This window comes from Noviherbaspirillum agri (assembly GCF_054780595.1).
In genome coordinates this window covers 52,471-75,527 of the sequence record NZ_BAAGWA010000007.1, presented here as the reverse complement: position 1 = coordinate 75,527, position 23,057 = coordinate 52,471, and the positions used below count along the sequence as shown (strand labels likewise).

Here is a 23,057-nt window from a genome sequence, read left to right as displayed (position 1 = left end):
TGGCGATGACAGTTACCGCTGACAAATTATCCGCGCTGGCGCTGGCCATCAAGGCGTGGGGGCGCGAGCTCGGCTTTGATGAAATCGGCATCACCGGCATCGACCTGTCGCAAGAGGAAGCGGGGCTGCAGGCATGGCTCGACGCGGGCCACCACGGCGACATGGATTATATGGCAGCGCACGGCATGAAGCGCGCCCGCCCGGCGGAATTGGTGCCGGGTACGATCCGCGTCATCACCGCCCGCATGAACTATCTGCCGCGCCAGGCTGCACAGGATAGCGAGGGCGCGGGCGAGGACGACTGGCGGGTTCGTGAAGAGCATCGCGCTGCCGACCCGCAGGCGGCAGTCGTCTCCATCTATGCGCGCGGTCGCGACTATCACAAGGTATTGCGCGCACGGCTGCAGCAGCTGGCAGACCGCATTCGAGGCGAGATCGGCGAGTTCGGGCATCGCGTATTCACCGATTCCGCGCCGGTGATGGAAGTCGCGCTGAACGCAAAATCCGGCATCGGCTGGCGCGGCAAGCACACGCTGCTGCTGAGCCGCCATGCGGGGTCGATGTTCTTCCTCGGGGAGCTGTATACCGACCTGCCGCTGCCGGTGGATGAGCCAGCCTCATCCCATTGCGGGCAATGCAGTGCGTGCATCGATGTCTGTCCGACGCAGGCGATTCTGGCGCCGTACAAGCTGGATGCGCGGCGCTGCATTTCCTATCTGACCATCGAGCTCAAGGGCAGCATTCCTGTCGAACTACGGCCGCTGATCGGCAACCGCGTGTACGGATGTGACGATTGCCAGCTGGTCTGCCCCTGGAACAAGTTCGCGCAGCGCGCGGTGCTGCCGGACTTCGATGTGCGCAACGATCTGGACAGTGCAACGATGTTGGATCTGTTCGCATGGAGCGAGGAAGAGTTCAACCGTCGGCTCGAAGGCAGCCCCATCCGGCGCATCGGCCACGAGCGCTGGCTGCGCAACATCGCGGTAGGCTTGGGGAATGCTGCAGCGCAGATGCCGGGCGCGCTGCACATTGTCACTGCGTTGCAGGCGCGCGCCGACCATCCGTCAGAACTGGTGCGCGAACATGTCGCATGGGCGCTCGCCCGGCATGGAAGCAGTTCAGCGGGCGAGCGCCAGCCATAGCGGGATCGTGAATACCGACAGCACGGTGCCCGCAGAAATGATGAAAGCGACAAATGGCCCGTTGCCGCCCATGCGCGCCGCAAGCACATACGCGCTGGATGCTGTGGGCAGTGCACAGAAAGTCACGGCGATCTGCAATTGCAATTCCGGCAAGTCGACCCAGCGTCCCAGCCCATAACCGATCGCCGGCAGGGCAAGCAGCTTCACGGCGAGGAAGTACGACGCCATGCCTTTCGATTCATGCAAGCCTGATAGGCGCAGGCCCGCACCGACAGTAATCAGGCCGAGCGCAATCGATGCATTCGACATGCGCGACAGCGTCGCGCCGACAATGTCCGGCAAAGACAAGCCGAGCAGGTTGAAGGCCATGCCCGATGCCGTTGCTACTAGCAGCGGATTCTTCGCCAGCTCCAGCAGCAGGCCGCCGCTCTTGTGCACGAGTGCATGCACCGCGGCCATGTTGCAGAGGGGGACGGCAAAGCCCATGATCAGCGCCATGAGCGACGTGCCTTGTTCCCCGCCCAGGCGGGAGGCAATGGCCAGTGCGATGTAGGAATTGAAACGGAAGGCGGTTTGCACGCCGGACTCGAACACCATCGGCCCGGCGCGGAATAACGGCTTGGCGAGCCAGCCCAGTGCGATACCGCTCGCTACTCCTGCTAGTGCAACCTGCAGCATTTTCCCGGTGCTGCCGAAATCGAAGGGCGTGCGGGCGGTGGAATAGAACAGCAGGGCAGGGAAGAGGAAGTAGTAGATCAGCTTTTCCATCCCGCTCCAGAACTGGGCGCCCCAGTCGGTGAAGCGCATCAGCAGGAAGCCAAGCAGGATGAGCGCGAAATCGGGGAAAAGGATGGTGGCGATGGACATCGAAGGGTGATGGTGCGAGGTGTGCAAACAAGCAGACCGGAATGGTACCGGTGTTTATGCTTTCCTGCTGGCTGCGCCGGCTACTTGAGCAAACGCGCCAGCTCCACCGCCGTCTTCACATTCATCTTGTCGAAGATGTGCGCGCGGTGCACTTCCACCGTACGCATGCTGATACCGAGCTCGTCGGCGATCACCTTGTTCATCTTGCCAGCGAGGATCAGGTCGAGCACCTCGCGCTCGCGGATCGACAGACTCGCAAGGCGCGTGTGCACTTCATCATCGGCCCCGGCAGCCCGCGATGCGGCGAGCGCCTCTTCCACGCGATCCATCAGCTTGTTGTCGTTGAACGGTTTTTCGAAGAAATCGAAGGCGCCGCGCTTGAGGGTGTCGACAGCCATCGGCACGTCGCCGTGGCCCGTCAGGAAGATCACCGGAAGGCGCCGCGTCAGTCCGCGCGCCGTCAGCATGTCGAACAGCGCGGCGCCGCTGATGTCGGGCATGCGCACATCCAGCAGCAGGCAGTCGCCCGCCGGGTCGAAACTGTTCGTGTCGTCCAGGGCCGCCAGGAATGCTGCGCCGCTCTCATAGGCCGTGGCCGCGATCGAGCGCGACTGTGCGAGCCAGCTCAGCGAGTCGCGGATCACTTCTTCATCGTCGACAATGTGCAGCATTCTTTCCCCTCATGTCCCGGCGTTATTGTTCTTTTGGCCACTGTGTCGCCCGGACAAATAAAAGCGCTATTTTGCTTCGATTATGTCTGCTTCCGCTACTGTTTCGGAAAGCACTGGCAAAGAAAACCGGAAAATCGTCCCGCCTGGGGGATTTTTCGCATGGACCAGCGTGCCGCCGTGGAACTCGACCGTGGTGCGGCAGATCTTGAGGCCCATGCCCATGCCTTCTGCCTTGGTCGAGAAGAATGGCGAGAACAGGCGTTCGGCGACGTCGTCGGGAATGCCATGGCCTTGGTCGATCACAGACACCACCACGCTCTGTCCGGTTGATGAATCGTCGTCGAGTTCGGCGACGATGCGCAGGATGCGCCGCTCGGGCGAGACGTCCTGCATTGACTCAATTGCATTGCGGGTGAGGTTGAGCAGCACCTGCTCCAGCATCACGCGGTCGGCCAGCACGCTTGGCAGATTGGGCGCGACATGCAGTTGCGTGGCGACGAAGAACTGCCGCGCCTGCAGCTCGACCAGCGGTGTGACATTTTCGATCAATGCCGGGATCGAAACCTGTTCGCGGCTTGGTTCGCGCCGCTTTACGAAAGTGTGCACGCTGCGAATGATGTGCCCTGCGCGCTGCGCCTGTACAGTGGTTTTCTCGAGTGCGGGACGCAGCAGGGTCAGGTCAATGGTCTTTCCCTGAGTGGCACCGTTCTCGATCATGTTGAGTGCGCCGGTCGTGTAGCTGGAGATCGCCGCAAGCGGCTGGTTCAGCTCATGCGCGAGCGTCGAGGCGATTTCGCCCATCGTCGCAAGGCGGGCGCCGGCCTGCAGTTTTTCCTGCTGCTGCTGGTTCAGATCCTCGACCCTCTTGCGATCGGAGATGTCGAGGATGGATCCCATCCAGCCGGTTTGCCGTCCGCTGTCATCGACCAGCGGCGACTCGAAGATCAGCACCGGAAAACGTTCTCCATTGGCGCGCTGGAAGGTGGTCTCGTATTGCGGCGTCACCGTGCCGGCGAGCACCTGCGTGAAGCGCTGCTGGTATTCGTCCATTGCTTCCGGCGCCCAGTAAGGCATCGGCGGTGTCTTGCCGATCAGTTCTTCGGCGGGAATGCCAACCATTTCGCAAAAGGCCGGGTTCACATATGTAATACGTCCTTCCAGGTCGCGTGCGCGCAAGCCGGTCATCAGCGAGTTTTCCATCGCGGTGCGGAAGGACACCTGCTGGCGCAGTGCGCCTTCTGCCGCGAGTCGCCGGTTGATGTCGCGCCACAGCGCAACCAGGCTCACCAACAGGCCGATCGACAGCGCAATCACCGAACCGACCAGCAGGTTGGGCAGGAGCTTCGGCGCGCTCTTGACGCTATTGGTACGCAGGATGACGGTCGCGTAGGGGAGCTCCAGCGCGCGTCCATGGGTGTACACGTTGCGGCCGGGCCCGCCTGCCGCGCGTTTGGCGATCACGTTGTCGTCGTTGTCGGTCAGCGTGATTTCGTTATCCTGCGCGAACCACCATGGCACCATTTCATCGAGGATGCTGGCCACCGAATAGCTGGCGACGAGACTGCCCAGGTATTGCTCGCCCGAGAACAGGGGAACGTAGTACTCCATCAGCATCGGCCCGCTCAGGCCTGGCGGAGGAGCGGGCTGGCTGTATTGGGGCGTCTTGGTGGCGCGGGCGCGCTCGGCAGTCAGCCGCGATGGCACCGAGAAATCGGTGAGGAACAGGGAGGAGTCGTCCGTCGCGGTGACCGTCTTGCCCTCGGCATCGAGCCAGATGATGCGCTCAAGCTCGCGGTTGTTGCGGATCAGTACCGCCATGCGGTCCTGCAGGCGTTTGCCGGAAAGATAACCTGAACTGATTTCATTGCCGATCAGCCGGATGCTTTCTTCATTGCGCTCGAGCTGAAAGCGTATCGTCTGCTCGACCCAGAGCGTATCGGCAATCAGCTGTTCCTGGCGCTCGGTCGCTTCCATCTGCTGCGCCTGCCACGGCAACCACAGCAGCGTGGACACGAACAGCATCACGAGCAGCATCGGCACCAGCCAGTGCCAGGTACGCCTGCGGCCGGGAAGGGCGGGGCTGGATGCGGAGACGAGTGATCTGATTGACATGACGCAGGTGGTGTTCGGTGATGCGAGGCGCGCAGCATCGTCGCAGGCCGGGCAAGTGTATCTGACCGGCAGGCTCAATCCTACTCTGCCCGCTCATTTCGGGCATCATCTGATGCGAAAATCGGATTCCCGCAAAGCGATTGTGGTTAACCACACTTGTGAGGCTCGGGCGGTGCCATGACAATGGTTTAACAGAATATTGTTTTTTCAGCACGGACTCTCCATGAAATTTGCAGCATGGTTCTTTACGCTCGCCGTCGCGGTACTGAGCGCGAACGCGCATGCGGATGGGCCGATCGTGATCAAGTTCAGTCACGTCGTCGCAAGCGACACGCCCAAGGGCAAGGCTGCGGAGCGCTTCAAGCAGCTCGCGGAAAAAGCCACGGGCGGGCGCGTACGGGTCGACATCTATCCCAACAGCCAGCTGTACAAGGACAAGGAAGAACTGGAGGCGCTGCAGCTCGGCGCGGTGCAGATGCTGGCGCCGTCGCTGGCCAAGTTCGGTCCGCTCGGCATCCGCGAATTCGAAGTCTTTGACCTGCCGTATATCTTCCCGACCAAGGAAGCGCTCTACCGCGTGACGGAGGGGCCGATCGGGCAGGGGCTGCTGAAGAAGCTTGAATCGAAAGGCATCACCGGACTGGGATACTGGGACAACGGCTTCAAGGTCATGTCGTCCAACAAGCCGCTGCGCGCGCTGGCCGATTTCCGTGGGCAGAAGATGCGTATCCAGCCTTCCAAGGTGCTGGAAACGCAGATGCGCACGTTGGGCGCAAGTCCGCTGGTTTTGTCCTTCGGCGAGGTGTATCAGGCGCTCCAGAGCGGCATCGTGGACGGCACCGAGAATCCGCCTTCCAACTTCTATACGCAACGAATGCATGAGCTGCAGCGGCACGTGACGGTGTCGAACCACGGCTATCTCGGCTATGCGGTCATCGTGAACAAAAAGTTCTGGGATGGGCTTCCATCGGGCATCCGGGGCGATCTCGAAGATGCGATGAAAGAAGCGACGGCGTATGCTAACGCGATCGCGCAAAAGGAGAACGACGCTGCGCTGGAGGCCATCCGGCAATCCGGCAAGACGATCGTATACACCCTGTCCAACAAAGAGCGGGAAGAATGGCGCCGCGCACTCGCGCCGGTGCACCGGGAGATGGAAAGCCGTATCGGCAAGGGCCTGATCGCAGCGGTCAACCGGGAGGCCGCGCTGTACGCCAAGAAATAGGCACCATTCAATAGACACCTTCGATAGGCATCATTCACCGAATTCACCGTTCAGCGCGATCTACGCACTATTCGTGCACCTTCCTTGGCTTTGGTAAAAACGTAAAAAGATTGCCACGGCTATAATTTTCGAGTTGGCATGCAGATGCCGATAAGAAGTTGCTGCTCACTGTACTGTCGTGTCGCATGCCGCCACAAGCGGGCGACGCCGCAACTCAATTGCTGCAATCCACAATGGAGGAGACAAAATGAAGCTGAACAAATTACTGGTGGCCCTGTTATCGGGCATGGCATTTGCCGCAACTGCGCAGGCGCAGAATTATCCCAACAAGCCCATCCGCGTGATCGTGCCATTCGCCCCGGGCGGCACCACCGATATCGTGGCGCGCATCGTCGGCGACAAGCTGGGCAAGGAGCTGGGCCAGCCGGTCGTGATTGAAAACCGTGGCGGTGGCGGTGGCAGCATCGGTGCGTCAGCGATTGCCAAGGCGGAGCCGGACGGCTACACGATCGGCGTGTCGACCATCTCCACGCATGCAGTCAACCCAGCCTGCAACCCCAAGCTGGGCTACGATCCGGTCCAGGATTTCGCGCCGATCACCAACATGGCGCGCACGCCCAACGTGCTGACGGTCAACCCGAAGTTCCCGGCGCAGGACTTCAAGCAGTTCCTTGAGCATGTGAAGAACAATCCCGGCAAGCTGAACTACGCGACCTCCGGCACCTGCAGCATCCAGCACATGGTGGGCGAGCAGTTCAAGGCATCGACCGGCACCTTCATCCTGCACATTCCCTATCGCGGCGCAGGTCCGGCCCTCAACGATCTGCTCGGCGGCCAGGTGGACATGATGTTCGATAACCTGCCCTCGTCGATGTCGCACATTCAGGCGAACAAGCTGCGACCACTCGCGATTGCTTGGAACACGCGCCTTGATGCATTGCCCAACGTGCCGACGTTTGCCGAACTCGGCCTGAAGCAAGTGAATGATCCTGCCTGGTACGGCCTCGTGGCACCGGCGAAGACACCGGAAGACGTGATCAAGAAGCTGAATGCGGCGACGGCAAAAGTACTGCAAATGCCGGAAGTACGCGAACGCCTCAAGGCCAGCGGCGCAGAGCCGGTAGGAAACTCCCCGGCCGAGCATGCGGCGGAAATCAAGTCCGAGCTCGAGAAAATGCAGAACCTCACCAAAAAGCAGGGGATCAAGCTGGAAGGCGTCTGACGCGGGTACGCCCTTGCAACGGCCGTGCGCCGCGATTCTGCGGCGCGCAGCTGCTTTCAGGCCATCGTCCTCGGAAACCACAGGGCGATGGCCTTTGTCATTCATGGAGAGTGCAGTGCCGCTGCGTCGCGCATCAGGTAATTTCGAAGGAACGGTTCGGCTTTCCACAATTGCCGCGTTTGTGCAAAGCGGCAATAATTGCGCCCGCCGAACAGCTATCGATGCGCAGGAGATGGTTGCGCTGGCGGGCTTGCTGCATAATTCCGCGAGTCGGCCGGCGTGCCACAGACGCCTTACCTACTTTCCCTGCAACGGCGATGAGCCCTTTCGTTTCGTGCACACATCAACCTTCTTCAGCTCATTAGGATAATCATGGACTTCGGTAATCCCCAGTTCTGGGTGGCGGTCTTGCAGATCGTCGCAATCGATATCGTCTTGGGCGGCGACAATGCGGTGGTCATCGGACTTGCCTGCCGTCGCCTGCCTGAACATCAGCGCAAGCTCGGCATCCTGTGGGGCATGGCCGGTGCGATCGGCCTGCGGGTGGTGCTGATCCTGTTTGCGGTAACGCTGCTGGCCGTGCCTTACCTGAAGCTCGTCGGTGCGGCGCTCCTGCTGTGGATCGGCATCAAGCTCCTTCTGCCGGAAGGTGACGAGGGTGGCCACAACATCGAAGCCGGTGCCACGCTTGCCGCAGCCATCAAGACCATCATCGTCGCCGATGCGGTAATGAGCCTCGATAACGTGATTGCGATTGCGGGTGCAGCTGGTGACAGCAAGTTCCTGATTGTGTTCGGCCTGCTCCTGAGCATCCCGATCATCATGCTGGGCAGCCAGCTGGTCATCAAGCTGATGGATCGTTTCCCGATCGTGATTGTGCTCGGAGGTGCGCTGCTCGGCTGGATCGCCGGCGGCATGGCGGTCAGCGATGTGTCGGTGGAGGAATGGTTCAAGGCGACCCTGCCTGCCGCAAAATGGATCGGCCCTGTGGTCGGCGCGATTGTCGTCGTCACCGTCGGAAAAATGCTGGCCGCCCGTGCCGAGGCAAAGGAGGCGAAGCTGGAAGACCTGGCGGCGGAAAAGCAGTCGTCCGAACGCAGCAACTGATTCCGGATATCCGGCAAAATTGTTCAATATTTCTCTCGGAGAATAGCGATGCTGAAAGTATTGTTGGCCGTAGATGGTTCGGAATCCTCGATGCATGCCGTAGAGCATGTGATCAAGCGGGCCTCCGCTTCCAAGGGCGATCACCAGATTCACCTGCTGAACGTGCAGCATCCGTTGCACGGCACCGTCAGCAGCTTCGTCAATGCGGCGCAGATCAAGCAGTATCACCAGGAAGAGGGCGCCAAGGCCGTCGAAGGTGCGCGCGCCAAGCTGGATGCTGCCGGTATCAAGTACGAGTTCCACCTCTTCGTCGGCGAGCCGGCGGAGGTGATCACGCGTTATGCAAAGGAGCAGGGCTGCGAAGAGATCGTCATCGGCAGCCGGGGCCTGTCCGGGATTTCCAGCCTGCTGCTCGGCTCGGTCGCAACCAAGATCATTCACCTGGCCCACGTGCCTGTTCTTCTCGTGAAGTGAAGCAGTGATTTTTTTTTGCGGCGCACCATCCGCCGCATGAACAAGGGCCGGCTCGCATGCCGGCTCTTTTTTTGTAACTTTGTTATAAATCCGTCATCTAAGCCAGCAGTTTTTCCCCCTTGACGTGACTTTGATGCGGTGCGGATTGCGGCTTTCCACAATTGAGATAGGGGCTGTATGTCGCAATAATGCGCACGGAGACATACCTTATCCGGTATAAAGAACGCTGCAGATCGCCATCCATCTTTGCGGTCAAGGGGTCTGGTTCGGTCTCTGCACTTTCCATACCAATTACTAGAGGAGCATTGCTTATGAATATCAAGTCCCTGCGGTTTGTCGCCGGTCTCGCGCTTGTGGCCAGCACGTTCGCCCATGCACAAACGTACCCAACCAAGCCTGTGACGATGATTGTTCCGTTCGCGGCCGGCGGCCCGACCGACACCGTGGCGCGCCTGGTAGCGCAGTCCATGAGCAAGACCCTCAAGCAGCAAGTGATCGTCGAGAACGTCGGCGGCGCAGGCGGCACTATCGGTGTTGCGCGCGTGGCGAAGGCCGACCCGGACGGCTACACCGTGCTGCTGCACCACATCGGCCAGTCCACCGCTCCCTCGCTCTACCGCAAGCTGAGCTACAACGCGATCGACAGCTTCGAGACCATCGGCCTGATCACCGATGTACCGATGACCTTCATCGCACGCAAGGATTTCCCGGCGAAAGACTTCAAGGAACTGCTCGCCTACGTCAAGGCCAACAAGGACAAGGTCACCTACGCCAATGCAGGCGTGGGCTCCGCATCGCATCTGTGCGGCATGCTGTTCATGAGCGCCATTGACGCCGACCTGACCACGGTGCCGTACAAGGGTACCGGCCCGGCAATGAACGACCTCTTGGGCGGCCAGGTGGACTTCATGTGCGACCAGACCACCAACACCACCAGCCAGATCAAGAGCGGCAAGGTCAAGGCCTATGGCGTGACCACGAAGACCCGTGTGCCGTCGCTGCCGGACCTGCCGACGCTGCATGAAGCCGGCCTGCCGAACTTCGAAGTCGCGGTATGGCATGGCATGTATGCACCGAAGGGTACGCCGAAGCAAGCTGTCGACACGCTGTCCAGCGCACTGCGCGTGGCCCTGAAGGATGCAACCGTCAAGCAGCGCTTTGCTGACCTCGGCACCGAGCCGGTCGCGGAAAACCGGGCAACCCCGGAAGCGCACCGCGCCTTCCTGAAGGCCGAGATCGACAAGTGGTCGCCGATCATCAAGAAGGCTGGCGTGTACGCCGACTAAGAGCATGTAACGACCGCCGACCGGTCAATAACCGGTCTGCTGTATTGCTGCAAGAACAAAAAAAGGCGGGGGCTCCAACCCCGCCTTTCTTGTGGGATGGGCCGCTGCGCGCAACGTTACCTCGCTGCGGCAAACAATGGGATGCGACGCCCGCGTATCCCATGGAATATAAAAACATGAAGGAGATCCGCCTTGTCCTCTCGCATCCGTAACCCCCGTGATTTCTGGTCCGGGATTATCTTCCTCGTCTTCGGCGTGGCCGCTGTTGTCATCGGCCGCGACTATACGATGGGAACGGCAGGGCGGATGGGCCCGGCTTACTTCCCGACGGTGCTCGGCGCGCTGCTGGCGATCATTGGCGCCATTTCGGTCGTCCGTTCGCTGCTTCGCAGCGGCATGCCGCTGGAGAAGTTCGCTATCCGGGAACTGATCCTGATCCTTGTCGCAGTACTGCTGTTCGGCTTCCTCGTGCGTGGCGCCGGCCTGGTCGTGGCTGTCCCGGCTCTGATCGTGATCAGTGCCTTTGCCAGCGCGAAGTTCCGCTTGCTGCCGGCGGTGCTGTTGGCCGCTGGCCTGACGGCGTTCGCCATACTCGTCTTTGTGAAGGCACTCGGTCTGCCGATGCCGATGCTCGGCTCGTGGTTCGGCTACTAAGGAAAAGCAAACATGGAAATCCTCAGCAACCTGAGCCTCGGTCTTGATACCGCATTCACGCTCACGAATCTGCTCTACTGCCTGATGGGCGTGTTCTTCGGCACCGCCGTCGGCGTTCTGCCAGGACTCGGCCCGGTCGCGACCATCGCGATGCTGCTGCCGGCAACCTTCTCGCTGCCGCCGGTGTCGGCGCTGATCATGCTGGCCGGTATTTACTACGGCGCCCAGTACGGTGGTTCGACAACCGCGATCCTAGTCAACCTGCCCGGTGAATCCTCCTCGGTCGTGACCGCCATTGACGGCTACCAGATGGCGCGCAAGGGCCATGCTGGCAAGGCGCTGGCGACCGCTGCGATTGGCTCCTTCTTTGCCGGTACGGTGGCGACGATCCTGCTCGCACTGTTCGCACCGCCGCTGGCCGAGTTGGCGCTGAACTTCGGCCCAGCCGAGTACTTTTCGCTGATGGTGCTGGGTTTGGTGGCCTCCGTTGTGCTGGCGCACGGTTCGCTGCTGCGCGCGATCGGCATGATTATCCTCGGCCTGCTGCTCGGCCTGGTCGGCACCGACGTCAACTCCGGCACGCCGCGCTACACCTTCGACCTGCCGCAGCTGATGGACGGCATCAACTTCGTGATTGTCGCGATGGGCATGTTCGGTCTCGGGGAAATCATCCGCAACCTCGAGCATGAAGAAAACCGCACGCTGCTGGTGAAGAAGGTGGAAGGACTGATGCCGACCAAGAGCGACCTCAAGCGCATCATCGGTCCGGTGTTGCGTGGTACCGGCCTCGGTTCTGCGCTCGGCATCCTGCCGGGTGGCGGTGCCATGCTGGCGTCCTTCGCCGCCTATTCGATCGAGAAGAAGGTGTCGAAGAACTCCGCCGAGTTCGGCAAAGGCGCAATCGAGGGCGTGGCGGCACCGGAATCGGCAAACAACGCTGGCGCACAGACTTCCTTCATTCCGATGCTCACCCTCGGCATCCCGTCCAACCCGGTGATGGCGCTGATGATCGGCGCGATGATCATCCAGGGTATCCAGCCGGGCCCGGCCGTGATGACGGAACAGCCAGCCTTGTTCTGGGGCATCATCGTCTCGATGTGGATCGGCAACTTCTTCCTGCTGGTGCTGAACCTGCCGATGATCAGCCTGTGGGTGCGCATGATCATGGTGCCGTACCACTTCCTGTATCCGGCGATCCTGATGTTCTGCGCGATCGGCGTCTTTAGCCTCAACAACAGCAACTTCGACGTGTACCTGATGGCGATCTTCGGCCTGTTCGGCTACATCTGCGCGAAGCTGGAAATGGAACCGGCACCGATGCTGCTGGGCTTCATCATCGGCCCGATGATGGAAGAGTACCTGCGCCGCGCGCTGCTGCTGTCGCGCAGCGATCCGATGGTCTTCCTGGAGCGCCCGATCAGCGCGACCATGCTGATCCTCTCTGCGGTTGCGCTGGCCGTGGTGCTGAGCCCGTCGCTGCGCAAGAAACGCGAAGAGGCATTCGAAGAGTAAGCGGCACGCGCATGCCCGCTGATACCAAGCAGCGGGTCGTATCTCCCAGTCGGCGTGTCCCGGAAACGGGCACGCCGATTTTTTTTCGCCTCGCGTAGGTCGTTCGACGCAACCGACAGGAATAGCATCGACCACATCGCTGCCATCCTGCTTAGCGCGGCGCTTGATCATGCGTTCGCAACCACGGTCCTCGGGCACCTTTCCGGCCGTTATCCTCGACGCTGTTGCGGCGGCGGCATTCCTCTTGCTGCAAGAGGCTGTAGCAATGCGCGGAGCGCGCCAAGTCGGTGTAGCATGGCCGACATGCTTCCGCGGCCATCGCGGGGCGGACGTGAACCACCGTTATTGTATTCACCATGAATGCCACCCAAAGTAGCCAATTGTTCGCCGCCATCGTCGAAGCGCCGTTTGGCGCCATCGGCATCCGCACCGAGCCCGGCCTCGTGCGCGAGCTCGTCTATCTGCCACGCCATTTCACCGAAAAGGCCCCAGTCGACAAGCTTTCCGAGCAGGCCGCACAGCAAGTCGAGCGCTATCTGAACGACCCGGATTTCCGCTTCGACCTGCCGCTGGCCGAAGCGGGCACGGCGTTCCAGCGCAAGGTCTGGGACGTGATCTCGTCCATCCCGCGCGGGGACGTGCTGACCTACGGGCAGGTGGCGAAGCTGATCCAGTCCGCGCCGCGCGCAGTCGGACAGGCATGCGGTGCGAACTGGTTTCCCCTGGTGATCCCTTGCCATCGCGTGACGGCCTCCGGCGGACTCGGCGGCTTTTCCAACCATGACGACGAAACCGGATTCCATCTGGGTGTCAAGCGCTGGCTGCTGGCACACGAAGGCGTCGAGGGTTATTGATGATGGACGCCGTAGTTACGGAGAACTCGCAGCAGTCATCGGCCAGCGGCGCGGCGATCGACGAGTTTTGCGACACCTTGTGGCTGGAAGACGGACTCGCAAAGAATTCGCTCGATGCCTACCGGCGCGACATGAGCCTGTTCGCGACCTGGTTGCAGTCGCAGCGCGGCAAGACGCTGTACGCAGCGCACACCGACGACATCACTGCTTATTTCGCCGCGCGGCATGGCGACACCAAGGCGACCTCGGCCAACCGGCGGCTTGCGGTGCTCAAGCGTTTCTACCAGCTGGCATTGCGGCAGAACCGGATCAGCGCCGACCCGTGCCTGAAAATGAAGTCGGCCAAGCAGCCACCGCGCTTTCCGAAGACCTTGTCGGAAGGGCAGGTCGATGCATTGCTCGCCGCACCCGACGTCAACACACCGCTCGGCCTGCGCGACCGGACGATGCTGGAGCTGATGTATGCGAGCGGCCTGCGCGTGTCCGAACTGGTGCTGCTGAAGTCCGTGGAGCTCGGCATGAACGAAGGCGTGCTGCGCATTACCGGCAAGGGCAGCAAGACCAGGCTGGTGCCCTTCGGTGAAGAGGCGCGCGTATGGATCGAGCGCTACCTGAAGGAGGGCCGCGCGGCGATCCTGAATGGCCAGGTCGACGATGCGCTGTTCGTGACGGCGCGCGGCGGGCCAATGACGCGCCAGATGTTCTGGACGCTCATCAAGAAATATGCGCTGAAGGCGCAGATCAACGCGCCGCTGTCACCGCATACGCTGCGGCATGCCTTCGCGACGCACCTGCTCAATCATGGGGCAGACCTGCGTGTGGTGCAGCTGCTGCTCGGCCATGCGGACATTTCGACCACACAGATCTACACGCATGTCGCGCGGGAACGCCTGAAGAAGCTGCATGCCGAACATCATCCGCGCGGCTGATATTGTCAGCGCGGGACCGTGCGATAGGGAAAAAGAGGAAAACAGGATGAAAACAGGACGATGCCGGTGAAATTCCTGCTGAACATTATCGGAGGTGTGGCAGTCGTGCTGGCGATCCTCGGGATCTTCCTGCCCTTGCTGCCGACAACGCCCTTCCTGTTGCTGGCGTCGGCGTGTTTCGTGCGCGGCTCGGAGCGCCTGCACCGGTGGCTGCGGAACAATCCGCTGTTTGGCGAGTACCTGCGCAACATCGAGGACAAGAAGGGCATTCCCCTCAAGGGCAAGGTGATGACGCTGTTGCTGTTGTGGGGTTCGCTCGGCTACTCCATTCACACCGTCGGACCGCTGTTCCTCAAGCTCATGCTGGCAGCCATCGGCATCGGTGTGACGACATTCATCCTGCGCATGAAGACGTTGCGCAGCACGACGCAGGAGCGCGCTCGCCCTGAGCGTTGAACGGACAAGCTCCGACTCGATCTGACGTCAGCAGACTGCGCTGCATGGCTCTGAGGAGAGTAAATATGATTACCCGCATCTGGCGCGGCTGGACCACGCCGCAGAACGCGCCTTTGTATCAGGAACTGCTGCTGACCGAGATCTTTCCGGGAATAGCGCGGCGCGGTATGGACGGATACCGCGGCATTTCATTGCTGCGCCGCGACATCGGCGAGGAGGTCGAGTTCTCGACCGTGATGTGGTTCGACTCCATTACTGCGGTGAAGGCGTTCGCCGGGGAGCGGTACGAAGTTGCCGTCGTTCCGCCGAAGGCACGCGCCGTCCTGTCGCGATTTGAGGATGCCTCGTCGCATTACGACACAATCGTCGCGCCGCCATTCGCCTTGGCAAAAGGCACGTAACAAGTAGAAACAAAAAAAGCGTCTCGATTTCCCCACATTATGTGACGCCCCCTTTGTTGCAAAATGGAAAGCTGAGACACTGGTGATCCTGAATCGAAAGGGAATCGGCACACTGGTTGCCCGAAGCGAAAGCGTCGTACATCGGTGCTTGTGCCCCCTCAAGGGGTACTCGCCTTCCTGCCGGTACAGTTGCACCTTCATCATTTTTTGGGACAGGAACGATGGAAAGCTTGCGAACGATTTCTTATGTTCTCTTGGTGGCTGCCACCTTCAGTGCAACCTATTGGGTTGCACGTCTTTGACACCGCACGTCGTTGCGCCAGACCGGCGGACGACCAGATAGAAAAACGGGCCGCATAACGGCCCGTTTTTCATTGGAAAGAAACTTCCGTGCTTATTTCCGCGCTTATTTCCGTGATTACTTACGTGCGCGGCTGGCGGTCTTTTCGGCCGCTTGCGTGAATTGGCTGACGGCCGAGTTCATGTTCGCTTCCATCACTTCCACCGCTTGCTTGGTGGTCCGGCTGAACTGCTCGTAGCCGGCGTTGGCATTGCCGATTGCGGACTTCACGATCGCAATCACGTTTTCCGAGCCGGCAGGCGCATTCTTCGACACGTCATCGACCAGTGCCGAGACCTTGCGGCCGGTTTCTGCAAACTGCTCTTCGGCAGCGCGCGTCAATTCTGCCTGGGCGCTGGTGGCGATACCAGCCAGGTGTCGGCCATAAGCGATTGCCTTGGCTGCGGTCGGCTGTGCCTGCGCAGCGGTCAGCGTAAAGAACTCTTGCGGGTCCTTGGCGGCCAGCAGCTGCTTTGCGGCGATCGAGGTGTCTTCCAGCGATGCCTTCGCAACATTCAGGTTGAGATCGACGACCTTTTCCATGCTTTCGAAAGCCTTGCTGGTCAGGGTAGTGAAGATGGCGAGCTGGGATTCAATATTGGCCTTGGCAACATTGGAAAACTGTTCAGGAACGGTAAACATCGATTTTCTCCTCAAGAAAAATGGCAAAGCAGTCAACCACATCGAATTGTGCACTGCAACATAACGCATTCTACAAGCTAAGCAGGTGAAGTCAAGATATTTTTTGTGCGGCGCACAAAAAGCTTTGGAGAGCCATGAAAGGCTGCGGATGGCGAAAGACAGGCAACAGTTTGCAAATACGGAGCGTCGCCGCACTCCACGTTCTACCTGAACCATTGCAATTTCGACCACTATTGTTTTTATCACGGCTCTGTAGCGCGTTCCTTAGTGCGCGAGTGTGATCACAAAGTTCATTGAGGCGGCTCAATCTGCATGCCGGCCAGATGCAAGGGGTAGGCAACCGGGTTTTCATTTTTGCAAGAGCACGGATGAGGCTTGTAAGCAAGCTCATCCTGATCTAGGCTAGAAATGAAATTGCAATCGGACAATTCCCATCATTCGGTGCACAGCTGTGGGAGTACAGCTAACGAAGGGACAAGATTCATAAGAACAACGGGGACCAGATGTATACAGTGGCCGAGATCCTGCACGTGGGCGTGCGCGGAATGCTATGCCGGGCCGTTTCCCGCGCGGGCGGATCGCCTGTGCTGCTGCAAGTCGTGCCGGAGCGATATCGCCAGGAACATGTCGATCGGCTGCGCAACGACTTCCAGATGGGCGGAATGCTGGCGCTTTCAGCCGTTGTCCGCCCGGTAGCGCTCGACACATGCGATGGCCGGCCTGCGCTGGTGCTGACGGATTTCGGCGGCGAGCCGCTGGAACGGCACCTTGACGCGCCGATCGATACCGCAAGATTCCTTCCGATTGCCATCCGCATTGTGGCGGCGCTCGCTGACGTCCACCGCTGCAATGTTGTCCACGGTGCCCTGGACCCTGCCAGCATCCTTCTGCATCCCGCCAGCGGCGAAGCAAGGCTGATCGATTTCGGCGGTGCCGCGTCGCTGCCATGCCCGCCGCAGGCAAGTGCCGACATCGACGATGCGGGGCCGTACATCGCTCCGGAACAGACCGGGCGCATGAACCGCGCACCGGACCGGCGCAGCGACCTGTACTCGCTCGGCATTGTGTTTTACCGGATGCTGACCGGGCGGTTGCCATTTGAAGCTGCCGACGCGCTCGAATGGGTTTACTGCCATATCGCACGCATCCCGCCCGCGCCGTCCGTGGTGCGACCCGGTATTCCGCCGATGCTGTCGGCCATGGTAATGAAGCTGCTGGCCAAGGACCCGGAGGACCGCTACCAAAGCGCGGAAGGACTGCTGCGAGACCTGCAGCACTGCCAGGAGCAATGGCAGGCAAGCGGCTCCATTGCGCCGTTCGCGCTCGCCCGGGAGGACGTGCCGGACCACTTCCAGTTGCCGCAGAAACTGTATGGCCGCGACCGGGAGATCGCGCAGCTGCGCGACGCATTCGCGCGCGTACTGGGCACCGGCCGGCCGGAGCTTGTGCTGGTAGCGGGCTACTCCGGCATCGGCAAGTCGTCATTGGTCAATGTGCTGTACCAGCCCATCGTGCGGCAGCGCGGCTTCTTCGCCGCCGGCAAGTTCGACCAGGCCAAGCGTGACATTCCGTATGCGACCATCGTGCAGGCCTTCACGCAGCTGGTGCTGGAACTGCTGAGCGAAAGCGAGGAGCACATTGCCGCATGGCGCACGCGCCTCACTGAAGCACTTGGCGTCAACGCGCAACTCATCATCGACGTGATCCCGCCGGTAGGGCTGATCATCGGCCCGCAGCCGCCACTGCCCGAAGTGCCGCCGACCGATGCCCGCAACCGTTTCCGCATCGTGTTCCGCAAGTTCATCGGGGTCTTTGCGCAAAAGGCGCATCCGCTCGTGCTGTTCCTCGATGACATGCAATGGGCGGATGCGGCCAGCCTTGCACTGCTCAAGAGCCTGCTCACGCATGCCGAGACGCAGTACTTCCTGCCGGTCTGTGCCTATCGGGACAACGAGGTCGGCGCGATGCACCCGCTGCACGCCAGCCTGGACGCGATACGCGATGCCGGCACGCCGATCACCAATGTCATGCTCGCACCGCTTGCCGGCGACGCCATGGAGACGCTGCTCAGCGATGCGCTGCACCGCTCACAACAGGATGTCGCGCCGCTGGCGCAGCTGCTGCAGGATAAAACCGATGGCAATCCCTTCTTCGCCATCCAGTTCCTGTCCGCGCTGCATGAGCAGAAGCTGATCCGGTTCAACCCGGATATTCCCGGCTGGGACTGGGACATGGACCGCATTCGTGCGCACGGCTTTACCGACAATGTGGCCGAGTTCATGGTCGCCCGGTTGCGTCGGCTTTCGCCATCGGCGCAACAGGCCTTGCGCAAATTTGCCTGCCTCGGCACCAGCGCAAAGCTCGCCATGCTTGCCCTCGCACTGGGCACTACGGAAAAGGATGTACATGCTGCAATGGACGAGGCCGTGCAGGCCGGGCTCGTGTTCCGCTTCGGGAACCGGTACAAGTTCATGCACGACCGGGTCCAGGAAGCCGCCTATTCCCTGCTTGACCCGCAACAGCGCGCAGCAGTGCACTTGCAGATCGGCCGCCGCTTCGTGTCGCATATGCCGCCGGCGGAGCTGGATGAACAGGTATTCGATGTCGTCCACCAGCTCAACCAGGGCGCACCACTGATCGACAATGAGCGCGAGCGCGAACAATTGTGCCGGCTCAACCTGGCGGCAGGCAGAAAGGCCAAGGCGTCGATTGCCTTTGCCGCAGGGCGCGACTATTTCGCGCGTGCAGTCGCGCTGCTATCCCCGCAGGCATGGACGACGCATTACGAGGAAGCCTTCAGCAGCCATCTCGAGCTGGCCGAATGCGAATACCTGGTCGGCAATGCCGAACGGGCGGAAGCGCTCTTCAAGCTGATCCTGCAGCACGCCGGTTCCAGGCTGGATGCCGCCAAGGTGCATGGTTTGCGCATCAACTTCTGCCAGACCGCCGGCCGCTTTGAAGACGGCGTGATTGCCGGGCTGAATGCACTGGCCGAGTTTGGCATCGTGTTCCCGCAGACGGACGAGCAAATCGATGCACAGACGCAGGCCGAGCGGCAACGCTTCAATGCCGGCCTGGGGAAACGCCGCCCGGCCGACCTGTTTGACGCGCCGGTGGCAGTCGATCCGGAGCCGGTCGCGTGCATCGGTTTGCTGGCTGACCTGGTGCCGTGTGCTTTCGTGGCGCGCAACCGCCTGTATCCGCTGCTGATTCTCAAAGCCATGAACCTGTCGCTGGCGCATGGCAACACCGAGAAATCCTGTGTCGTCTATGGTGCCTATGCGGTGGTTCTCGGCTCGGTCCTCGGCGACATCTCCTCCGGCTACGAATTTTCCGAACTCGCGCTGAAGCTCAACGACCGGTTCAACGACGTCAGGCGCAAGGGATCGCTGCTGTTCATGCACGGCAATTACCTGAACTTCTGGCACAAGCCTTTCGCCGCCAACATCCCCGTGATGGAAGCGGCTTTCCGCGCCAGCGTGGAGGTCGGCGACCTCGTCTGGTCTGGCTATGCCTGCTACCGAACGCCGTGGCAATTGCTGGAAAAGGGCGACCCGCTGGACGAGGTCATGAAGGCGTCGCAGAAATATGCGGCATTTGCGCAGCAGAGCCACAACGACGGCGCATATCGCAGCGTGCGGCTGCAGCAGCAGTTCATCGCCTGCCTGCAGGGGGCGACACAAGGTCCGGGCAGTTTCAGCGACCGCGCGTTTGACGAAACGGAATGCGTGGAGATCTTCCGGCACGCGCATTTCCGCTCGGGCGTCGCGTTCTATCTCGTGATGAAGCAGCTGGCGGCCTTCATCTACCGCCGCTACGCCGATGCACTCGATTATGCGAAGCAGGCCGAAGGCATGCGCGACGTGATGAAGTCCATGCCGATCGAGGCGACGCACTGCTTCATTCACGCGCTGACGCTGACGGCGCTGCACGCGCAGGCCGACGCCGCACAACGCGAAGAGGATGCACAGACGCTGCAATCCCATCTCGGCAAGCTCAAGCTCTGGGCAAAGAATTGCCCGGAGAACTACATGAACCGCTATGCCCTGGTGTCCGCCGAGGTGGCGCGCATCGAAGGACGTGACCTCGACGCGATACAGCGCTACGAGCAGGCGATCCGGCTGGCCGGTGCGCATGGCTTCATGCAGAACGAGGCGCTGGCCTGCGAACTTGCCGCGGATTTTTACCGTACCCATGGTTCCGCGCGCAGCGCCGATGTCTATCTGCGGCAGGCACATGCCGGCTACCAGCGCTGGGGCGCGGGCGGCAAGCTGCGGCAACTGGAAGCGCTCTATCCGCAACTGAGCGGCGGCGAAGCGATGGCCGACAACGCCGCCCTCGACAGCGCGCTGCGGCTGGACGCGCTCGCCGTGATCAAGGCGTCACAAGCCTTGTCCGGAGAAATCGCCTTTGACCAGCTGCTTGCCAAGCTGTTGCAGGTCGTGATCGAACAGGCCGGTGCGCAGAAGGGCTATGTGATCCTGCAGAACCAGCATTGCCTGGCGATCGAAGCCGAAGCGCAGCTCGACGAGCGCGGCGGCATCGAGGTGCGGAGGCTGGCATCGCAATCGCTGCTGTCATCGCCGCTCCTGCCGGTGTCGGTGGTGAATTACGTCTGGCGCACACGGCAAAAGCTGCTGCTCGGGAATGCCGCCACCGACAGCCGGTTTGCTGCGGACCCGTACATTGCGCGCACGCAGCCGAAGTCCGTACTGTGCCAGCCGATCTTCCGGCAGGCCGAACTCGTCGGCCTGCTCTATCTCGAGAACAACCTGGTCACCGGCGCCTTCCCGCCGGATGCGCAGGGCGTACTGGAGCTGCTGACCTCGCAGGCGGCGATCTCCCTGGAAAACGCCAGGCTCTATTCCGAACTCAAGGAGGAGAACGCTGAGCGGCACCGCGTCCAGCGCGAGTTGTTGCAGAGCGAGGACCGGTTCCGCCGCCTGACCAATCTCTCCTCCGACTGGTACTGGGAGCAGGACGAGCACATGCGTTTCACGATGATTTCGGATGGCGTTGCACGCATTGGCGGCATGACGGCTTCCGAGGTCGTCGGCAAGAAGCGCACGGAGCTGCCGATCGAACTCCATCCGCTCGATCCGGCGGTGCTGGAGCAACACCTGAAACTGGTCAACGCCAGGCTGCCGTTCGAGGGCGTGGAATACATGGTGCGGACCCGGGGCGGGCGACGGCTCTGGTACAGCATCAATGGCGAGCCGATCTTTGACGAGCAGGGCACTTTCCGCGGCTATCGCGGCACGGGAAAGGAAATCACCGAACGCAAGCAGTCGGAGGCGCTGCATGTCGGCCAGGCGCATGTGCTGGAAATGATTGCAACCGGCGCATCGCTGTCCGCCGTCTTGTGCAGCCTGGTCGAGCTGGTCGAGACGCAGTCCGACGACATGCCCGGCATCATCCTGCTGCTCGACGAGAATGGCCGTGCCGCGCATGTCGGCGCCGCACCGAGCCTGCCGGCATCCTATCTCGCCAGCCTGGAAGGCATGATCATCGGGCCGCACACCGGCTCCTGCGGCATGGCGATGTATCAGGGCGAACGCATAATTGCAACGGACATCGAGCACGATCCGCTCTGGGAGCACTGCCGCGAGCCGGCGCTTGCGCATGGCCTGCGCGCCTGCTGGTCGACGCCCATCCTGTCGCAGAAGGGGGCGGTGCTCGGCACCTTCGGCATGTTCGCGCGCCGGGTGGGCGGGCCGACGCCCGGCGAAGTGCGCCTGGCCGACATGGCAACGCGGATTGCGGGCATCGCGATCGAGCGCAAGCAGGCGGAAGAGCGCATCAGCTACATGGCCAATCATGATTCGCTCACCAGCCTGCCCAACCGCCTGCTGCTGCAGGACCGCTTGAAGCAGGCCGTCGCGCAGGCGCAGCGCATGCAGAAGATGGTGGCGGTCATGTTCATCGACCTGGATTACTTCAAGCACATCAACGATTCGCTCGGCCATCAGGTCGGCGACCGGCTGCTTCAGCTGGTCGCGCATCGCCTTCAGATCTGCCTGCGCCGCGGTGATAGTTTGGGGCGGCAGGGCGGGGACGAATTCGTGCTGGTGTTGCCCGCGATGGACGACGACCGTGCGGCGGCGATGGTGGCGCAGAAAATCCTGGACGAGCTTGCCGCACCGTTCCAGGTTGACGAACACCAGTTGCATGCCAGCTGCAGCATCGGCATCAGCCTGTATCCGAACGATGGCGACGACGCCGATACACTGATGCGTGCGGCCGATACCGCGATGTATCACGCAAAGGAAAAGGGACGGGGCAATTACCAGTTCTTCACGCAAAGCCTGAACGCCACCGCCCAGCACCGGCTCCTGATTGCCAACTGCCTGCGCCAGGCGATTGCGCGCGGCGAGTTCAGCCTGCATTACCAGCCGCAGGTGGATATCGCCACCGGGCGGATCTGCTCCGCAGAGGCGTTGTTGCGCTGGCAGCAGACGGAGCGTGGCGCCATCGCGCCGATCGAGTTCATCCCGATCGCCGAAGAAACCGGCCTGATCCTGCCCATCGGCGAATGGGTGTTGCGCGAGGCCTGCGCACAGTTGCGGCGCTGGCGCGATGCCGGCCATCTGGAGCTTGGCATTGCGGTCAACCTGTCCGCGCGCCAGCTGATGCAACCCGGTTTTGCTGATCTGGTCGCCCGCATCCTTGCTGAAGCCGGCGTGCCGCCCGCGTCGATCGAGCTGGAGATTACCGAAAGCGTGCTGATGCAGCCAAGCGAGGAAAACCTCGCGCCGCTGCAGCAGCTGAGCGGCATGGGGCTGCAGCTGTCGGTGGACGACTTCGGCACCGGCTATTCCAGCCTGTCCTACCTGAAGCGCTTCCCGATCGATGCATTGAAGATCGACCGCTCCTTCGTGAGCGGCATCGGCCAGCAGCAGAACGATGTCGCCATCGTCAATGCGATCATTGCAATGGCGCACAGCCTGCACCTGAAAGTGATCGCAGAGGGCGTGGAAACGGCAGAGCAGGCGACCTTCCTCGGCATGCACCGAGGCGTCTACGCGCAGGGCTATTTCTACAGCAGGCCCGTGCCGGCGGACGATTTCGAGTCCTTGCTGCGCAAACAAGAAGGGTGACGTTCGTGTAACACCCTGTCGCCGCAATGCACCGGGAAGCATCGCAAAGCCGGTTTCTTGTTGCAT

At 61.4% G+C, this 23,057-nt stretch carries 17 protein-coding genes; 13 read left to right on the top strand and 4 right to left on the bottom strand.

From position 1 onward, the window contains the following. The first annotated feature begins 5 nt into the window (after positions 1 to 5). The gene (gene queG / locus ACYVIA_RS13800; RefSeq protein ID WP_460841691.1) at positions 6 to 1,142 is read left to right on the top strand and encodes a tRNA epoxyqueuosine(34) reductase QueG; all 1,137 of its coding nucleotides are present in this window, start codon (positions 6 to 8) and stop codon (positions 1,140 to 1,142) included. On the opposite strand, the gene ACYVIA_RS13795 is transcribed toward queG, so the two are convergent. The 3 genes from ACYVIA_RS13795 to ACYVIA_RS13785 all read right to left on the bottom strand — a co-directional run bounded on the left by ACYVIA_RS13795 (position 1,119) and on the right by ACYVIA_RS13785 (position 4,792). Then, positions 1,119 to 2,009, bottom strand: a complete 891-nt coding sequence (locus tag ACYVIA_RS13795; protein ID WP_460841689.1) for an AEC family transporter — start codon at positions 2,007 to 2,009, stop codon at positions 1,119 to 1,121. The two genes, queG and ACYVIA_RS13795, sit on opposite strands and share 24 nt — an antisense overlap. Positions 2,010 to 2,089: 80 nt before the next feature. Further along, entirely contained in the window at positions 2,090 to 2,680 is a 591-nt protein-coding gene (locus ACYVIA_RS13790) for a response regulator transcription factor (RefSeq protein WP_460841687.1), read from the bottom strand. Between the two features lie 66 nt (positions 2,681 to 2,746). Beyond that, positions 2,747 to 4,792, bottom strand: a complete 2,046-nt coding sequence (locus tag ACYVIA_RS13785; protein WP_460841686.1) for a PAS domain S-box protein — start codon at positions 4,790 to 4,792, stop codon at positions 2,747 to 2,749. Positions 4,793 to 5,015: 223 nt separating this feature from the next. On the opposite strand from ACYVIA_RS13785, the gene ACYVIA_RS13780 reads away from it, so the two are divergent. The 11 genes from ACYVIA_RS13780 (at position 5,016) to ACYVIA_RS13730 (ending at position 14,912) form a co-directional block, all read left to right on the top strand. Next, positions 5,016 to 6,017, top strand: a complete 1,002-nt coding sequence (locus tag ACYVIA_RS13780) for a TRAP transporter substrate-binding protein (RefSeq protein ID WP_460841684.1) — start codon at positions 5,016 to 5,018, stop codon at positions 6,015 to 6,017. Between the two features lie 247 nt (positions 6,018 to 6,264). Then, complete coding sequence (locus ACYVIA_RS13775) at positions 6,265 to 7,239, top strand: tripartite tricarboxylate transporter substrate binding protein BugE (protein ID WP_460841683.1); 975 nt, start codon at positions 6,265 to 6,267, stop codon at positions 7,237 to 7,239. Between the two features lie 369 nt (positions 7,240 to 7,608). Continuing rightward, on the top strand, positions 7,609 to 8,346 hold the full coding sequence (locus ACYVIA_RS13770; protein WP_460841920.1) for a TerC family protein: 738 nt from the start codon (positions 7,609 to 7,611) through the stop codon (positions 8,344 to 8,346). A gap of 48 nt (positions 8,347 to 8,394) precedes the next feature. After that, positions 8,395 to 8,820: a universal stress protein gene (locus ACYVIA_RS13765; protein ID WP_460841681.1), complete on the top strand. Its 426-nt coding sequence runs from the start codon at positions 8,395 to 8,397 to the stop codon at positions 8,818 to 8,820. A gap of 311 nt (positions 8,821 to 9,131) precedes the next feature. Then, positions 9,132 to 10,106: a tripartite tricarboxylate transporter substrate binding protein BugD gene (locus ACYVIA_RS13760; protein WP_460841679.1), complete on the top strand. Its 975-nt coding sequence runs from the start codon at positions 9,132 to 9,134 to the stop codon at positions 10,104 to 10,106. Positions 10,107 to 10,298: 192 nt separating this feature from the next. Next, positions 10,299 to 10,760, top strand: coding sequence for a tripartite tricarboxylate transporter TctB family protein (locus ACYVIA_RS13755; RefSeq protein ID WP_460841677.1), 462 nt, complete (start codon positions 10,299 to 10,301; stop codon positions 10,758 to 10,760). Between the two features lie 12 nt (positions 10,761 to 10,772). After that, entirely contained in the window at positions 10,773 to 12,272 is a 1,500-nt protein-coding gene (locus ACYVIA_RS13750) for a tripartite tricarboxylate transporter permease (RefSeq protein WP_460841675.1), read from the top strand. 356 nt (positions 12,273 to 12,628) lie between these two features. Further along, positions 12,629 to 13,126, top strand: a complete 498-nt coding sequence (locus ACYVIA_RS13745) for a methylated-DNA--[protein]-cysteine S-methyltransferase (RefSeq protein ID WP_460841673.1) — start codon at positions 12,629 to 12,631, stop codon at positions 13,124 to 13,126. After that, complete coding sequence (gene xerD, locus ACYVIA_RS13740) at positions 13,126 to 14,055, top strand: site-specific tyrosine recombinase XerD (protein WP_460841671.1); 930 nt, start codon at positions 13,126 to 13,128, stop codon at positions 14,053 to 14,055. Before ACYVIA_RS13745 ends, xerD begins: the two co-directional genes overlap by 1 nt. Positions 14,056 to 14,115: 60 nt before the next feature. Beyond that, positions 14,116 to 14,511 carry a YbaN family protein gene (locus ACYVIA_RS13735; RefSeq protein ID WP_460841669.1) on the top strand — a complete coding sequence of 132 codons (396 nt, stop codon included), beginning with the start codon at positions 14,116 to 14,118 and terminating at the stop codon, positions 14,509 to 14,511. 65 nt (positions 14,512 to 14,576) lie between these two features. Continuing rightward, entirely contained in the window at positions 14,577 to 14,912 is a 336-nt protein-coding gene (locus tag ACYVIA_RS13730) for a hypothetical protein (RefSeq protein ID WP_460841668.1), read from the top strand. A gap of 418 nt (positions 14,913 to 15,330) precedes the next feature. On the opposite strand, the gene phaP is transcribed toward ACYVIA_RS13730, so the two are convergent. Beyond that, positions 15,331 to 15,894, bottom strand: a complete 564-nt coding sequence (phaP, locus tag ACYVIA_RS13725; protein WP_460841666.1) for a TIGR01841 family phasin — start codon at positions 15,892 to 15,894, stop codon at positions 15,331 to 15,333. 503 nt (positions 15,895 to 16,397) lie between these two features. On the opposite strand from phaP, the gene ACYVIA_RS13720 reads away from it, so the two are divergent. Beyond that, positions 16,398 to 22,991, top strand: coding sequence for an EAL domain-containing protein (locus ACYVIA_RS13720; RefSeq protein WP_460841664.1), 6,594 nt, complete (start codon positions 16,398 to 16,400; stop codon positions 22,989 to 22,991). Positions 22,992 to 23,057: the final 66 nt, after the last annotated feature.

Coding starts and splice junctions, on each gene's coding strand:
- ACYVIA_RS13720 (WP_460841664.1), top strand. CDS start 16,398: ATGTATACAGTGGCCGAGATCCTGCACGTGGGCGTGCGCGGAATGCTA.
- ACYVIA_RS13790 (WP_460841687.1), bottom strand. CDS start 2,680: ATGCTGCACATTGTCGACGATGAAGAAGTGATCCGCGACTCGCTGAGC.
- ACYVIA_RS13760 (WP_460841679.1), top strand. CDS start 9,132: ATGAATATCAAGTCCCTGCGGTTTGTCGCCGGTCTCGCGCTTGTGGCC.
- phaP (WP_460841666.1), bottom strand. CDS start 15,894: ATGTTTACCGTTCCTGAACAGTTTTCCAATGTTGCCAAGGCCAATATT.
- queG (WP_460841691.1), top strand. CDS start 6: ATGACAGTTACCGCTGACAAATTATCCGCGCTGGCGCTGGCCATCAAG.
- ACYVIA_RS13795 (WP_460841689.1), bottom strand. CDS start 2,009: ATGTCCATCGCCACCATCCTTTTCCCCGATTTCGCGCTCATCCTGCTT.
- ACYVIA_RS13780 (WP_460841684.1), top strand. CDS start 5,016: ATGAAATTTGCAGCATGGTTCTTTACGCTCGCCGTCGCGGTACTGAGC.
- xerD (WP_460841671.1), top strand. CDS start 13,126: ATGATGGACGCCGTAGTTACGGAGAACTCGCAGCAGTCATCGGCCAGC.
- ACYVIA_RS13730 (WP_460841668.1), top strand. CDS start 14,577: ATGATTACCCGCATCTGGCGCGGCTGGACCACGCCGCAGAACGCGCCT.
- ACYVIA_RS13735 (WP_460841669.1), top strand. CDS start 14,116: ATGCCGGTGAAATTCCTGCTGAACATTATCGGAGGTGTGGCAGTCGTG.
- ACYVIA_RS13785 (WP_460841686.1), bottom strand. CDS start 4,792: ATGTCAATCAGATCACTCGTCTCCGCATCCAGCCCCGCCCTTCCCGGC.
- ACYVIA_RS13765 (WP_460841681.1), top strand. CDS start 8,395: ATGCTGAAAGTATTGTTGGCCGTAGATGGTTCGGAATCCTCGATGCAT.
- ACYVIA_RS13750 (WP_460841675.1), top strand. CDS start 10,773: ATGGAAATCCTCAGCAACCTGAGCCTCGGTCTTGATACCGCATTCACG.
- ACYVIA_RS13775 (WP_460841683.1), top strand. CDS start 6,265: ATGAAGCTGAACAAATTACTGGTGGCCCTGTTATCGGGCATGGCATTT.
- ACYVIA_RS13745 (WP_460841673.1), top strand. CDS start 12,629: ATGAATGCCACCCAAAGTAGCCAATTGTTCGCCGCCATCGTCGAAGCG.